Here is a 14119-nt window from a genome sequence, read left to right on the forward strand (position 1 = left end):
ATCAACGACGATCGCAACCGATTTTCATTTTTGATTATAATCAACGCCCATAGCGGAAAGAACAGCACGGCACCACAAAAAAAAAGCCTCCCAGAGGGATGCGCATAAAGGGAGTTTTCTGTTTACCGCATGGCGACAGGTGTTGAAGGCATTTTGCGGTGAAAAAAAGCACCATAATCGAGATTCCGGCGGGGCAAACTGAAGGCGGAGGTCGTCTGCCATTTTTCACCTGAGCAACAGCCGCACGAAGATCATCCTGATCCTGTCCGGATTGTCGACCGGTCTCATCAACGGTCTCATCGGCATCGGCGGCGGGACGATCGTCATCCCTACCATGGTCTTTCTGCTCGGCGTCGCCCAGCACCAGGCCCATGGGACTTCGCTCGCCGTCATTCTGCCAACCTCCGTGGCCAGCGCCTTCGTCTACTGGTGGAAGGGCCATCTTTCCTGGTCGCTCTTCTGGCCCATCGTGCTGACAGGGGTGGCCGGCGCCTATCTGGGCGCGCGGCTGATGAACCGCCTTTCCCCCGAACGCCTGCGCCAGTTGCTCGGCATCGTCATGATCGCGGCTGGGGTGCGGCTGCTATGGAGATGATCAGCCTGTCGGTCATCGGCTTTTTCAGCGGCATCCTCAGCGGTCTTGCCGTCGGCGGCGGCACACTGCTCGTCCCTGCCCTGATCCTGGTGCTCGATGTGCCACAGCACCAAGCCCAGGCGCTGGCGTTGACCACTTTTCTTCCCGTCTCCGCTGTCGCGCTGGCAACCCATTTCAAGAACGGCAATGTGCGGCCAAAACTGGCTTTCCTGCTCGCCTTGGGCGCGATCAGCGGCGCCATCGGCGGCGCGCTGCTGGCCGCCCACCTGCCCGGTCCCCTCCTGCGGAAGATCTTCGGCCTCTTCCTGGTGGCGATGGGCGGGTATGAGATTGTATCGAAACCTAAAAAGTCCTAATAGCGGCAAAAGACCTGTTTTTTATCTCTTTTTGGACATGCCAAGGAGCTTCGCTTCTTGATGGCTCACCCTCAACGCAAGCAGATCCAATAGATTTCCCCGGTCTTCCTGTGTCTCGCGAATATCATCGATAGACGCTTGCGTTTGGACGGCGATGACTTTCAAACTGTCTATATCTCGCCGCATCACATTCATATCCTGCCGCAGCGCGTCGATATCCCGACGTAACGCATCGATATCCTGACGCATAACGCCCATTTCCTGTTTCATGAAGTCAACATCCTGCCGCAGTTCCTCGACGGCAGCATTGATATTCCCCACGATCCGAACCAGATCGGCCACCATTTGTGTCAGTTGGGCCTGTCCATCCTGCAAAGACTTAAATTCCTGTAAAATCCGCTCATCCGCCATGAGTACCCTCCCCTTTCACGCAAGAACAGGCTTAAAACATTTTCCCCAGGTCAAAGAGCCAAAACCCCTCGGGATGCCACTCGCCCGTCAGCCCACCGAGGTGAGTCGGCGGTTTTTCATAGGGCCAGACCAGATAGGCCGCCCCTTCAGCACGGACCCCTGCCAGGTACTCAGCACTACACTCCTCCGGAGGGATAAACCAGCCGAAGCGACGGCTGTAAAAAAGGCTGCGCGGAGTTTCCTCAGCGATAAGGAGCAACGCCTCTGCCGGAGTGATCTGTTCCAGCGCCCGGCCTACCTTCAGCACCTTATCGTCCAACTGATACCAGCGTTCATACGTCCAAGGCTGGTAGCGCAGCCATCGTTCCGGCAACAGGCGCTGGAAGGAGGCAGAAACCAGGAAAGCTCCTCCGACCAGGACGAGCAGCGCCAAGCTGGCGGCGGTGGCGCGGCGGAGCAAACCCCTTCGACTGACCGTCAACCACTCCGTCGATAGACCGACAAAAAGCGCTGCCAAGGGAACGGCGGGAAGGAAATAATACTGGAGATTATTCAGCACATGGCTGCCAGCCAGCAGGAAAAAGGCTGCCACCCCAGCCAACCAGGCAACGATCCAGCGTCGTTCCTTGGAAAAAAGACCGCGCAAGCAGCCCAACAAGGCGGGCAACACGAAAACAGGCGTACAGACAAAGAAAAAAATCCCGCGTCCTACATCGCCGTACCAGTCCACCGGGATCCCCTCCTGCCAGAACCGTTCCATAAAGGAAAGGGCGATTCCAGAGACGAAGGGATGCTCGGCGATCCCGTGGATGGACTGGAGATAAATCAGCAGCGCCGCAAGGGGCGCGATCAGGTAAGCCAGTCCCACCACAAAGCTACCAGCCTGTCCCGAACGATAGGCGGACCACCACCAAAGGGAGAGGGGCAGATAGGCGATCGCCGCCGGCGGCTTGACGAGCACGGCCAAGGTCAGCCAGAGGCACCCTCGCCAGGCATGAGCGCGCGAACCCTCCCTGGACCAAGCGAGGAAATCGGCGAGAGCGGCCAGCGACAAGGCGAGCATGGGCACATCCGGCTGAAAGGAACGGGAGAAGTAGACATAGAAGGGTTGGACGGCCATGGTCAAGGCGGCGACCAGCCCCGGCCAGAGCCCCCAGAAATGGGCACCGATCCGATAGACAGACACTAGCGACCAGAGGGAAAAGAGGATGATCACCGTTCGAGCCACCCAAGACGCTTCCCCGAATATGTAATACAACCCCGCCGCGATCGCGGGAACCAGCGAAAACTCCAGTTCGGCATAGTTGGGCGGCGCGCCGTAATAGGGCAGCTGGGGACGCAGGAGATTGAACTCCCGCTCATAAAAGTAGCGGGCCACGGCAGCCGTATCGCCCTGGCGCCAGCCATGGAAATCGACAAAGGGCGAATCGAGCCCCTTGAGCCGTAGCAGCAGACCGATCAGGCAGACGGCGACCAGCGCCCATGGCGCGAAACCCCGCCAGGCGCTGCGGCGATTCCCCATCAACTCTGTGCGACCATGACGACGCCGAAACAAATCACCAGCACCCCGCCGATTCGAATCATGTTCACCGGCTCACCCAGGAAAGCCCAGGAAGCAAAGAGGACGATCACGTACCCCAGACTGACCAAGGGATAGGCCAGGCTGAGTTGCACCTTCGACACCGAGACGATCCAGAGCAATGAACTGACGCCGAAAACCAAAAGCCCCCCCAGAAGGAGGGGGTTTTTCAGCATCTGCACGATCACCTGCGGCGCCACTTCGAGGATCGGTCCCGTCCGGATATCGAGCCGATTGGCGCCCATCTTGAGCAGCACCTGTCCGACCGCTCCAAGGGCGACTGCCAGCAGGATCAGATAGATCCCCTCACCCAAGCCGTTCTTCATGCAAAACCTCCCACCTCGACACCTTCCGGGCCAGGAAGAAATACTGCAGCACCGTTTCCAGCACCGGCATCTTGCTCTGCCCGGCTTTGCGGTCATAACGGAGCACCAGAGGCACCTCGGCAAAGCGCAGATTCAACATCCTCATCTTCAATAATATCTCGGCCATGCATTGAAAGCCACTGGCCTCGATAAAATTTTCTCCGAACCGTTCAAAGGCGTGCCGTAACACGCCGATGCGATAGGCCCGGTAACCGGACGAATAGTCCCGAACGCCGTCGATACCGAAGATCCAGCCGAGCAGCGTCGACGCCCCCCAGGAGAGGATGCGGCGCAACGGTGACAGGCCCACCTGCTCGCCTCCCTCCTGGTATCTGGACGCGATCACCACATCGGCGCCCCTGTTGATCTTATCCAACATCTCAGGGATGAGGCCGGGGTCATGGGTGTCGTCAGCGTCCATGGTGACGACCACATCATCGGCGGCGCCGTGGCTGCAAACATAGCGGAGGCCTGTGTTCATCGCGCAGCCCAGTCCGCAGTTCCGCCTATGCCGGACGACTGTCACAGCCAACCGATCTGCAAACCCTTCTGCCACCTCTGCCGTCTCATCAGCGGACCCGTCGTCGACCACAACAATCTGCAGTTTAGGATAGCGCGCCTGCAGAGGCATAAACTTCTCCAACAGCCTGGGCAGCGCAGCTGCTTCATTGTAAGCGGGCAAGAGCACAAACAGGGCCAACGCCCTCCTTCGAATCAAATCGGAGACTTTTCTATGACTCTTTCGAATCGATCCACAACCGCAGCAACTTCGTAATTCCTCAACTGCATCGGAACCTACAATCCCTCGGGGAGATAGCCATACATTTCCTTGAACACCCCGGAAACAATGCGCCTCTCTTCCTCATGAAACTTACGGGTGATCGAAAACTCGACCACCGTCGTCTGTTTCCCGTTGGGCAAGGCATGGATCTCGCAGCGCTGAATGCGGCCGATGCCGATCGTTTCCTCGCGGTTCGTCACGATCAACACAGGCATGCCGACAGGATACATGCGCCCGCCTTCCCGAGTAAAACCGAGGATGATGTTGCCGTGGGTGCGTCTCCAGAGCAGTTGCTCGCCAGGGCTTTGAGACGGTTCCTTCGGGAGTTCCTCCACCGGCAGCCGCAGGACCCAGGTGAACTCAAAGGTATAACCCAAAGGGGCATCCCTCCTCCTTATTCGACCTCATTCACCACCACATGTAGTATGTACATATTTCTGAAAAATTTCCAGGATAAGAACAGGTCGTTTCCACACAATAACAAGCGATCGAGGTTGATCATCGTCAATTATCGGAAAAAACCCTTCAAAAGATCAGTGACCGACACGAAAACGGCATTATCTGGATCGTCGCCTGGGAGGAAGACAGCTTTGGGCCGGATCACCTGTCTCAGCCAGTTAGCGTTTGAGCCCCTTCCCCACCAGATCGACGCCGCCTGGAGAGCCCTCTATCCCATGGGCGGTCGGGCGATCCTGGCCGACGAAGTGGGTTTAGGCAAAACGATCGAAGCAGGCATCTTTTTAAAAGAACTGCAACTGCGCGGCCAGTTGAATAAAACGCTCATCCTCACCCCCAAAAACCTCACCGGTCAATGGGCCAGCGAGATGCGCAACAAATTCGGCTTCCCCTGCTGGGTCAACAAGCGGGAGTACGGCTGGCACTGGCATCCCTTCGTCGTCGCCTCTATCGATCTGGCGAAACGGTCGCCCCACGCCGACATCATCCGCCAGATCCCTTATGACGCCGTCATTATCGACGAGGCCCACCGGTTGAAAAACCCGCGTTCCAGCAACTATCAGTTTGCCCGCACCATCAACAGCAAAAACCTGCTGCTGCTGACGGCAACACCGGTACAGAACGACCTGAAGGAACTCTTTCACCTGGTCGACCTGCTCCGACCCGGCTATTTCGGCAACTTTGCCGACTTCCAGTCGGCCTTCCTCCGGGGCAAACGGGAACCGAAAGACCCCCGGGAACTGCAAGAGATCCTCTCGGGCGTCCTCATCCGCCACCACCGGGAGACGTGCGCTGTCAAACTGCCCAAGCGGCATGTTCACCTGCTCCCCATCGACCTGACCGAGCCGGAGCGGGAGCTCTACAACGCCGTCATCCAGTACCTGCGCGGCGAATTCCGACGACGGAAAAAGAACCGCAAGAGCACCCTCAGCCTGCTCATCCTGCTCCGCGAGATCTGTTCCAGCTCATTCGCCGCCCTCGGCACTATCGAGCAGATGGGATTGGAGGAACTGGTCCCCCTGGCCCGCAGGATCCGCCAGAACGCCAAAGGCCACGTGGTCACCGAATTCCTCAAGCAGAACCGAGAAAAGGTGGTCATCTTCACCGAGTACTTTCAGACGATGGACTATCTATCCCTGCACCTGCAAGCGGCGGGCATCCCCGTTCTCGTCTACCACGGCGGCTTGGGCCGCTGGACCAGGGCGATGACCCAGCACCAGTTTCAAAAAAGTGACGTGCCCGTGTTGATCTCGACAGAGTCAGGCGGCGAGGGGATCAACCTGCAATTTTGCAGTCAGGTGATCAACTACGACCTGCCTTGGAACCCAATGCGGGTGGAACAGCGCATCGGCCGCGTCCACCGACTCGGACAGAGCCGAGACGTCCATGTCTACAACCTGAGCACGCGAGGCACCATCGAGGAGCAGATGCTGCGCCTGCTCTCCGAAAAAATCGAAATGTTCGCCCAGACGATCGGCCCTATCGAGCGGATCCTTTACAGCCAAAAGGTCGAAGGGAACCTGGAGAAACAGGCCCTCGAATACCTCCTCGACCTCCAAGAGGAGATCTCCCGGGAACAAAAAGAGACGGCCCCGGCCGCCCCTGTCCCGCCGGAGTTTCAAGCAGTGCCGGCGCCCTTATTCTTTTTCTAAACAATAGGGATTTCGCAACACTGCACAATCTCGCCTGGAAACAAAATTGTCCAGTTGAACGTAGACGCTGGGTGTATTGGCGGAGTGAGCGGTTTGGGCGGAGCAGCGTCGAGAGCGCAGGTTGTAACGCGAAAAAGCGCGCCTGCAGAAAAGCCCAGAGCTTTGGCGCGCCCGCGCAGCAACCAAGCGAACAGCCGCAGAGCCCTTAGCGAACGGAGCCAATACACCCCGGTTTACCGCACAAATATACTTAAGACGAATGCCAGTTGCGAAACCCCTCGCCGAGAACCTCATGGACCTCATTGACGATCATGAAAGCTCTCGGATCCAGTTCGTAGACGAGCGTCTTCAGCCGCACCAATTCGGAGCGGCTGACAACGCAGTAGAGGACGTTTTTCTCGGCATCCGTGTAGACGCCGCGGGCGCTGAATACGGTGGCGCCCCGTTCCAACTCCTCAAGGACGCGCTGAGCGATCTCCGTCGATTTTTCCGAAATGATCATGGCCGCACGGGCGGAATAAGCGCCCTCCTGGACGAAATCGATGATCCGGCTGGCCACGAAGACAGCCACCAGGGTATACATGGCGACGGAGCGACCGAAGATAAATCCCACCGAGGTGATCACCACCACGTCGACCAGGAAGAGAACCCGACCCATGGGCCAGCCCCAGCGGTGGTTGACCAAGCGGGCGATGATGTCGCCACCACCTGTCGATCCGCCGAACAAAAAAATGACCCCCAGCCCGAGGCCGATGGCCGACCCCCCGTACAGAGACGCCAGCAACAGGTCTCCAGGCATGGGAGATTGGAAGGCGCGAGTCAGGTCGACGCCGATGGATGCGACAGCAGTGCCAAGAACCGTCTTGAGGGCAAACTCGGTGCCGAGCACCCGCCAGCCGATGACAAAGAGAGGGACGTTCATGAGCAGGTAGGTCGTGCCGACAGGCCAGCCGAAGAGGTAGTGCAGCGTCAAAGCCACACCGGTCAGACCGCCCTCGGCCAAATGGTTGGCGATGATGAAGTAGTTCAGGCCAAAGGCGAAGATCAGCCCCCCGAGGGCGATGCCCAAGACATCCTTCAGCCAAGTGCCGATATCCTTCTTCAATGCTTCTCCGTCCTTCCATCCCTTGTTTAGATTTCCCGGGATGGCGGCGTCTCAATCAGCGCAGCACGTCCTGGATAAAAATCGTCGTGTCCTTAATCATATCATACTCCTTCGGCTCAACGAAGCGGTGCCGCTCCATGAGCACCCGTACGACAGGGCGCATGGGGATGGACTTGTTCTGGTCCACGACGACACCGATCTCGCCGGTGGAAAGGCGCACTGAGATGCCCGTCGGGTAGGTCGCCACATTTTTCAAGAAGAGCTGGACGAGGCTTAAATCGAAGTAGCGGCCCGACAACCCCATCAGCACCTCACAAGCCTGGTGGGGGGGCAGCGGCCTGGCGCCCATGGCGCCGTTGATCAGTTTGTCGTAAAGATCGACGATCGCCACGATCTTACCGTACAGATGGATATCGGGATCCTGGATCCCTCGGGGAAAGCCTGTGCCGTCGACGCGCTCATGGTGCTGGTAGGCCACATGGGCAGCGACGATGCTCAATTCGCCCGTACGGCGGATGATATTGAAGCCCTCTTCGGCGTGCTTTTCATAGATCTCCCGCTCCTCTTTGCCGAGCCGATCCTCTCCCTTGTCCAGGATCTCTTTGGGCACCGTCGTCAGGCCCACATCGTGGAGCAACGCCCCGACGGCCAAGTCCTGGAGACGGTGTCGATCGAGACTGCGGGCTATGCCGAGCATCGTCGCCATCACACAGACAGAAACGCTATGGGGGAGCAGCCAGTTGTCCTTCGTCCGCATATCCATCAGGTTCACAAGGACACCATGGCTGTTGAAGCAGTCCTCGATGACCGAATTGACCGAGTTCTTGATCTTTGCGCCGTCGATCTTGCGGCCGGAGCGGACGTAATCAGTCGCATCCTTCAGGCTCTGCAGCGCCTCCCGTCGGGTTTCTTCACTGACGGCATCTTCCACCTTCACATCCTGAAAACGGTCATCTTCGATATAGATCGCCGAGATGCCTAGATTTTTCAGTTTCGAGATGTAGCCAGCCGTCAACAAAACCCCTTTGCCGAGCAGCACCTGTCCATCGGACGTAAAAATCGGCCGGGCCAATTTATCGCCGATTGTGACAAATTCAATACCCATCTGGCGCACTTTTCTGTTCCTCCCCACCGTGGTCTACAGGCCCAGAAACTGTAATCTCTGAACAAGAAAGGGTCACAAAAAGAATTAATCGCAACGGGAATCCCTTTAGAAAAGAAAAGCGGTTTTCGTTCAGCACGAAAACCACCTTTGCCCCAGAAAAGAATAACACAAAGCCGCTTAAGAAGCGGCCAACGCCGCCGCGACCGGAGCTTCCGCCGCTTCAGGGTCGCATTTCTCAATGATATAGGCCATTTCGCCGCTTTTGAGCAGGCAAGCGTTGGCCTCATCAGTATCCAGGTGAAATTCAAGAGCCATCGCATCGCCGGCGCGAACGAGCACATTTTGGAAAAGAACACTCCGCTCGCCGCCGAAAGCGACGGTGATGCGGTCCTTGTCCTTCAGGTTGAGCGCCTCTGCTTCCGTCGTGTGGATGTGCAGGTGCCGCGAGGCAAGGATCAGGCCTTCCTTGAGGATCACCGATCCCTTCGGACCGATCAGAACGCAACCGGGGGAACCGGCCAGATCGCCCGAATCGCGTACAGGCGGTTGGAGCCCGAGCACAAAGGCGTCGCTCCGGGAAACCTCCACCTGGGTCTGCTTGCGCGTCGGTCCCAAGACGCGCACATTCGCGATGACCCCTTTCGGTCCGGCGACGATAAGCACCTCTTTGCAGGCATACTGACCTGGCTGTTTCAGCGGCTTCATCTCCGTCAGCGAATACCCGGCCCCGAAAAGAGCCTCCAGATCCGCCTGGGAAAGGTGGATATGCCGATTTGAAACACCGACCGGTACTTGCACGGGTACATTGTATTTCATCGACGATCAAGTTCTCCTTCCCCATACTCCGACGAGTATAGACCTGCAAATACTACGTATTTATTATACTCAAGACGGCCGAATGCCTGCAAGCAAAGGGAAACTCATCACAATCATCATAATCGCGGCAAAAATCTGACTTTCCGGGCAAAAAGAAAAACCCTCCGCAGAGGGCCTTCTTTACCAGCCGTTATTCGCAGCTGCAGCCGCAGCCGCAGGCATCGTCATCCTTGCCGACGACTTTGTTCAGTTCTTCGATCAGTTTATCCACATCGATGCCGTGGGCCCTGGCGCCTTGCCCGATGTTTTCAAAGCGAGCCGCCGAGCAGCCCAGGCAACTCATGCCGAAGCTCATGAAAACAGGCACCGTATTGGGAAACTTGGCCACACACTCACCAATACCCATCGTTTCAGTGATCTTCATCTGGCAACACCTCCTTACGGGAGCTGTCCGTACCCCCTGAGGGGTATTATACATCAGATTCCACCTTCATGCAAAGCCCCGAGGCAAAAATCCCTTTTTTATCGCCTCTTATCGCGCCTCAGAAGAAGTATTCCCACCTTTCTCCCCAGGTCTGCCCCCTCGGAGACAAGGAAATTTCCGGTTATATTGTCGTCGTCTGAATCGCCTCGAGCGACTGCTCCTCTGTCTCGTCGATGGCAAAGACCTGATCCAACTTGGTCATCACAAAAATCTCATAGATCATAGGAACCAGGCAGGCAATCCGCAAGCGCCCCCCGTGCTTGAGCGTCGTCTTCAAAATCGAAACAAGAAAGCCAAGACCGGTCGAGTCGATAAAGTCGACGCCGCTGAAGACAAAGACGAACTTCCGTTTCCCCTGTTCGATGCGCTGAACAACATGAGCCCGAAAGGCGGCTGCCCCCGAAGCGTCGAAACAGCCGGACAAGGTCAATATCTCCACATCTCCCACGTTCCGGGAATCGTAGCGCAGCATCCCATCCCTCTCCTTTCCAGCAACGAGCGCTTCGCCGCAACGATGTCAGTGAAGGCAAAAACCACAGAATGTGAAAAAAAGCCCCACCGTTCAGGCGGGGCATTCATCGCTTCGTCGGTTAGGCTAAGCCCAGGGAACCGAGGATCAGCTCAAGGGAACCCTCTTCCGGGATCAAGAATAAGAACCCGGCGATCTGCTGCCCTTCGCCGATAAACTCGGTGGCCAGCAACAGCGCATGGTCGCCCACCTCGGCGATGGACGTGAGCACCACGCTGATGATGGCCGCCGCCATGTCGATGGCCAAGGCGGGCACGGACTGCTCGAAGGTGAGCCGCGTAAACATGGACAGCGCGCTGAGGTAGGTGCCGGCCAGGATGTTCCCCACCTCTTTGAGGGCCGATGCCTCCATCTCGCCGATCGCCTGGGTGGTACCAGCAGGAAAACCCATCAACATATCCACAAGCGCCTTCGCAGAATCGATGGGGAGCACAAAGAGCAGGTTAGCCGGTGCCTTGCCTTCCACCCGCAGGTAGACGCCTGCCACCAAGGTTTCCGGTCCGCCCATGTGATCGGCCACGTGATCAAAAGGCACAACCCCCAGCGAGGGGACTTTCATGTCGATCGCTTTTTGGACCATCTGGGAGAGGGCTGTCGCCGAGTTGCCGGCGCCCACGTTCCCTACTTCCCGCAGGGCATCCATTTGCAAAGGGGTCAAACTCAAAAAATCCACGGCTCCTCACTCCTTTGCCGCGCCCACCAACGCGAGGGCATCCTCTTCAGAGTCGACGATGGCGATCACCTTGTTGAGTCGGACAATTTCGAAGACCTGCCGGATGACGTCTCTGAGCCCGAAAACAGCCAGTTGCAGGTTGTCCGACTGCAGCTGTTTATAGTAGGCCACCAAAGCCCCCAAACCGGAACTGCTGATAAAAACCACATCGGTAAAATTCAACACGATGGCTTCACATTGTTCCGTAACCGCTTCCGTCAAAGCCTTTTTAAACCGTTCGAGGCCGAGACCATCGATCTCGCCTTTCAGATCAACAATATTGCACGAGCCGAGCTTGCGCGTCCTGTACTCTAACACCCGCGCCATCCCCTTTTCTCAAAAAACAAAATCTATTTATCTTTTTTCATTCTGCTTTTTTTTAGCATACCATCAGATGGGCATTCTGGCAAGGTTGAGACCTGTAAGGAACGGCGCCAGCAGCACCGCTGACTCATAGCAAAGGGAAAGCCCCTCAGAATCGCTCCAAGGGCCGGGCGGGTAGTCCGATAAGCGCAACCCCATCGAGGCAAAATGCACCCCCCGTGAAGACAGGAGGAGCTGGCGAACCAGGGCATCTTCGCCGGCGTTTAGTATCCGCTGACGGAGTTTCTCTGCCCGGTGAGAGACGGGACAGCAAAAATAAGTCCGGCAGACAAGGGGGCGAAAGGTGTGGCGGAGACAGCGCTGTTTGGCATGGTCAAAAAGGCCGCACCAGCCGGCCTCGGTTCGACGAAGGGTGACATCCATCACCCTTCCCTGGATGTGAATCTCTCCAAAAACATCGATAGCCTGCAGCAGGTCTTCTGCCGTCAGCGCCCCCGCCGCCCGGACGCGGTCAGCCACGGCGGGCAACGACAGGGCCAGGCGAATCGCATCGCCGATCGTCAAGGGGATCCGCTCGCGGCAGCAGTTCGGACAGCCCTCACAGTTGGCCCATCCGACAAAATCACGGCCCCGGCGAAGACCCGTCCAGGCCGAATTGGAAAAAAAAGCCTCGACCGCCTCCAGGTAATCAGCCACCGTCGCGTCAGGGTGACAGGCAACTACATCATATCCGGATCCGTTAGAAAAATGGCGCAGTTCCAGAACAACTCTCGCCATCTAGAGGGACTCCTCGAAATGGCCCGAGTGGTGCAGCGCTTGCAACACCCTGGCGATCTCACGGCAGAGGGGCGCCAGTTCGAGGCGCTCTGTATTCAGCGGCACGGGCCAACGGTAAAAGGCGTAAGCGCGGTGCACATTGACCACCTGATCGGGAGCCACAGAGATCTCGAAATTCACTTCCGGAAAGTTCTGGTGGTCGACGATCGCCATGATGATGTTCTGGACGGTCCGGGTCAAAAACCCTGCCGATTCAAAATCCTTGGCCGGAAAATAGTACTTGATCTCCAATTCGAGAGCGTCGGTCATGGCGCCGTCGCGGGAGAGGAAGCCGGGCAATGTCCGAAAGCCGCTTGGCGGCGCAGCCTCGTGGCCGTAGACGGAACGGGCCGTCATGACGGCATCCCAGACAAAGGCGATCTCGGCCCGAATCTCCGAACCGGCCCTCGCCCCTGTGACCTGGCAATAGCAGCGAAATTCTCGGAGACAAGTGCTCATCTCAATAAAGTTCTGCACATCAAAGGCTTCCAGCCCCGAATCCTCCAGTGCGGCCAACAGGTCATCCCAAACGTCTTCGTATGTCAGCATGCTAGACTCCTTGGTTGATTTTTCCGCCTCCGCTCAGGCCGAAATGTCGTCATCGGCCCGGTAGCAGATTGACGCCCGCGGCGATTCCCAGATGCGAACCGTGCCGACCCGGACATGAGGGTGATTTTCTTTCAGCCAGCCGGCCAGTTCATGAAAGAAGTAACAGGATAGGTTTTCCGCCGTCGGGTTGCGCTGCAGAAAATAATCGTGTTCATTGATCATCCGGTGATCCAATTGGTCGCAAATCGCCTTGACCGCCTTTTTGACTTCCTTAAAATCGATGAGCATTCCCAGATCGTCCAGTTGACGACCCACCAGGGTCACTTCCACCTGCCAGGTGTGACCGTGGACCCGAGCGCAATCGCCAGGGTAATCCCGGAGATAGTGGGCGGCGTCAAAGTGGGTCTGCACGATCAGTTCATACATGGACCGATCCACTCCTCAATGCGTTTTTGAACCTCCTCCGGCAGGGGACCCCCGTCAGGCAGGATGCAGCCCAGGCGGGCCGATGGCTTGCCGCCGCCATGGAAATCACTTCCACCGGTGACATAGAGGCCCGTTTCTTCTGCCAGACGGACGAACTTTCGGATATCATGGACGGAATGCTCCGGATAATAGGCTTCAATCCCCATCAGACCGGCAGCCTTCAGGCGCTGCAACAGCGGCAACAATTCGGAATAAGATTGTTCGGCCAAAAAAATCGGGTGGGCCAGCACAGGAATGCCCCCGGCCCGGCGCAGCAGGGCGATCCCCTCTTCGGGGAGAAGCCGCTCCTTTGGCACATAAGCCGGCTTTCCGCTACCCAGGTACCGGGCAAAGGCTTCATCAACAGAGGCGACGACGCCCTTTTTCACCAACACCCGGCCGAAATGGGGACGACCGATGACAGTGCTCCCCGCCTCCTGTGTCACTTCTTCCATAGTAATCGGAATTCCCATCGACCGCAACCGTTCGATGATTTTCGGATTGCGTTCCTCCCGGTAATGGATCAGACGCCGCAAGCCCTCCTGAAGGACGGGATTTCCCGGATCGATACGGTACCCAAGGAGGTGCATCTCCCGGTGTTCATGGTCGACACTCAATTCCACGCCGTTTAGGATCTGAACGCCCAATTCCTCTCCCGCTTTCCGGGCCTCGGCGACACCATCGACGGTGTCATGATCAGTCAAGGCCATCAGGCCCACCCCTTCGCGCTTGGCCAGCGCGACCAGTTCTCGCGGTGTCAATGAACCGTCTGACGCGGTGGAGTGGCTGTGCAAGTCCATCTTTTTCATCCGGTTCTCCTTCCTGCGATCTGGCGAATCGGCATCTTACGGATTGGCAGATCCCGAAATAGGGCCTACTCTGCGGATCGACCGTTTTAGCGGTTTGGCCGCTCCTCGTCGTTCTGCCTCTTCCTACATAAATGACTGCACTATCATCCTTGACACCTAATCATTTGGCTAGTCCCGTGAAAAAACCTGCCGGGATCGGCGAAAAAAACA

At 57.4% G+C, this 14119-nt stretch carries 19 protein-coding genes; 3 read left to right on the top strand and 16 right to left on the bottom strand.

Annotated elements, in window-relative coordinates; genetic code table 11:
* The first annotated feature begins 229 nt into the window (after positions 1 to 229).
* Positions 230 to 595 carry a sulfite exporter TauE/SafE family protein gene (locus HM1_RS01500; RefSeq protein ID WP_041313068.1) on the top strand — a complete coding sequence of 122 codons (366 nt, stop codon included), beginning with the start codon at positions 230 to 232 and terminating at the stop codon, positions 593 to 595.
* On the top strand, positions 586 to 951 hold the full coding sequence (locus HM1_RS01505; RefSeq protein WP_012281483.1) for a sulfite exporter TauE/SafE family protein: 366 nt from the start codon (positions 586 to 588) through the stop codon (positions 949 to 951). The genes HM1_RS01500 and HM1_RS01505 overlap by 10 nt, the downstream gene beginning before the upstream one ends.
* A 21-nt stretch (positions 952 to 972) precedes the next feature.
* Here the strand turns inward: HM1_RS01505 and HM1_RS14300 are convergent, their stop codons facing one another.
* The 5 genes from HM1_RS14300 to HM1_RS01530 form a co-directional block, all read right to left on the bottom strand.
* On the bottom strand, positions 973 to 1362 hold the full coding sequence (locus HM1_RS14300; RefSeq protein ID WP_012281484.1) for a hypothetical protein: 390 nt from the start codon (positions 1360 to 1362) through the stop codon (positions 973 to 975).
* Between the two features lie 31 nt (positions 1363 to 1393).
* Positions 1394 to 2917, bottom strand: coding sequence for an ArnT family glycosyltransferase (locus tag HM1_RS01515; RefSeq protein ID WP_148207048.1), 1524 nt, complete (start codon positions 2915 to 2917; stop codon positions 1394 to 1396).
* Positions 2884 to 3267, bottom strand: coding sequence for a DMT family transporter (locus HM1_RS01520; protein WP_012281486.1), 384 nt, complete (start codon positions 3265 to 3267; stop codon positions 2884 to 2886). Before HM1_RS01520 ends, HM1_RS01515 begins: the two co-directional genes overlap by 34 nt.
* Entirely contained in the window at positions 3248 to 4006 is a 759-nt protein-coding gene (locus HM1_RS01525) for a glycosyltransferase family 2 protein (protein ID WP_202943743.1), read from the bottom strand. The genes HM1_RS01520 and HM1_RS01525 overlap by 20 nt, the downstream gene beginning before the upstream one ends.
* Before the next feature lie 95 nt (positions 4007 to 4101).
* The gene (locus tag HM1_RS01530; RefSeq protein WP_012281488.1) at positions 4102 to 4464 is read right to left on the bottom strand and encodes a hypothetical protein; all 363 of its coding nucleotides are present in this window, start codon (positions 4462 to 4464) and stop codon (positions 4102 to 4104) included.
* A 213-nt stretch (positions 4465 to 4677) separates the two neighbouring features.
* Here HM1_RS01530 and HM1_RS01535 point away from each other — a divergent pair, with 213 nt between their 5' ends.
* Positions 4678 to 6195 (top strand): DEAD/DEAH box helicase, encoded by a 1518-nt coding sequence (locus HM1_RS01535; RefSeq protein ID WP_049754004.1) that lies wholly within the window; start codon positions 4678 to 4680, stop codon positions 6193 to 6195.
* A gap of 250 nt (positions 6196 to 6445) precedes the next feature.
* Here the strand turns inward: HM1_RS01535 and HM1_RS01540 are convergent, their stop codons facing one another.
* The 11 genes from HM1_RS01540 to HM1_RS01590 form a co-directional block, all read right to left on the bottom strand.
* Positions 6446 to 7300: a YitT family protein gene (locus tag HM1_RS01540; protein WP_012281490.1), complete on the bottom strand. Its 855-nt coding sequence runs from the start codon at positions 7298 to 7300 to the stop codon at positions 6446 to 6448.
* Positions 7301 to 7355: 55 nt separating this feature from the next.
* Positions 7356 to 8405 (bottom strand): HD-GYP domain-containing protein, encoded by a 1050-nt coding sequence (locus HM1_RS01545; protein WP_236995056.1) that lies wholly within the window; start codon positions 8403 to 8405, stop codon positions 7356 to 7358.
* Positions 8406 to 8582: 177 nt separating this feature from the next.
* A complete protein-coding gene (pduL, locus tag HM1_RS01550; RefSeq protein WP_012281492.1) occupies positions 8583 to 9221 on the bottom strand; it encodes a phosphate propanoyltransferase in 639 nt (212 codons plus the stop codon).
* 190 nt (positions 9222 to 9411) lie between these two features.
* Complete coding sequence (locus HM1_RS01555) at positions 9412 to 9645, bottom strand: DUF1858 domain-containing protein (protein WP_012281493.1); 234 nt, start codon at positions 9643 to 9645, stop codon at positions 9412 to 9414.
* Positions 9646 to 9826: 181 nt separating this feature from the next.
* Positions 9827 to 10177 carry an STAS domain-containing protein gene (locus tag HM1_RS14305; RefSeq protein WP_012281495.1) on the bottom strand — a complete coding sequence of 117 codons (351 nt, stop codon included), beginning with the start codon at positions 10175 to 10177 and terminating at the stop codon, positions 9827 to 9829.
* A gap of 118 nt (positions 10178 to 10295) precedes the next feature.
* Complete coding sequence (locus tag HM1_RS01565) at positions 10296 to 10907, bottom strand: chemotaxis protein CheC (RefSeq protein WP_012281496.1); 612 nt, start codon at positions 10905 to 10907, stop codon at positions 10296 to 10298.
* A gap of 6 nt (positions 10908 to 10913) precedes the next feature.
* A complete protein-coding gene (locus tag HM1_RS01570; RefSeq protein ID WP_012281497.1) occupies positions 10914 to 11264 on the bottom strand; it encodes an STAS domain-containing protein in 351 nt (116 codons plus the stop codon).
* Between the two features lie 72 nt (positions 11265 to 11336).
* A complete protein-coding gene (locus tag HM1_RS01575; RefSeq protein ID WP_012281498.1) occupies positions 11337 to 12047 on the bottom strand; it encodes a YkgJ family cysteine cluster protein in 711 nt (236 codons plus the stop codon).
* Entirely contained in the window at positions 12048 to 12635 is a 588-nt protein-coding gene (locus HM1_RS01580) for a hypothetical protein (RefSeq protein ID WP_012281499.1), read from the bottom strand.
* Between the two features lie 33 nt (positions 12636 to 12668).
* Entirely contained in the window at positions 12669 to 13061 is a 393-nt protein-coding gene (queD, locus tag HM1_RS01585) for a 6-carboxytetrahydropterin synthase QueD (protein WP_012281500.1), read from the bottom strand.
* A complete protein-coding gene (locus HM1_RS01590; RefSeq protein ID WP_012281501.1) occupies positions 13049 to 13909 on the bottom strand; it encodes a PHP domain-containing protein in 861 nt (286 codons plus the stop codon). The genes queD and HM1_RS01590 overlap by 13 nt, the downstream gene beginning before the upstream one ends.
* Positions 13910 to 14119: the final 210 nt, after the last annotated feature.

It is taken from the genome of Heliomicrobium modesticaldum Ice1 (assembly GCF_000019165.1).
GTDB classification, from domain to species: domain Bacteria; phylum Bacillota; class Desulfitobacteriia; order Heliobacteriales; family Heliobacteriaceae; genus Heliomicrobium; species Heliomicrobium modesticaldum.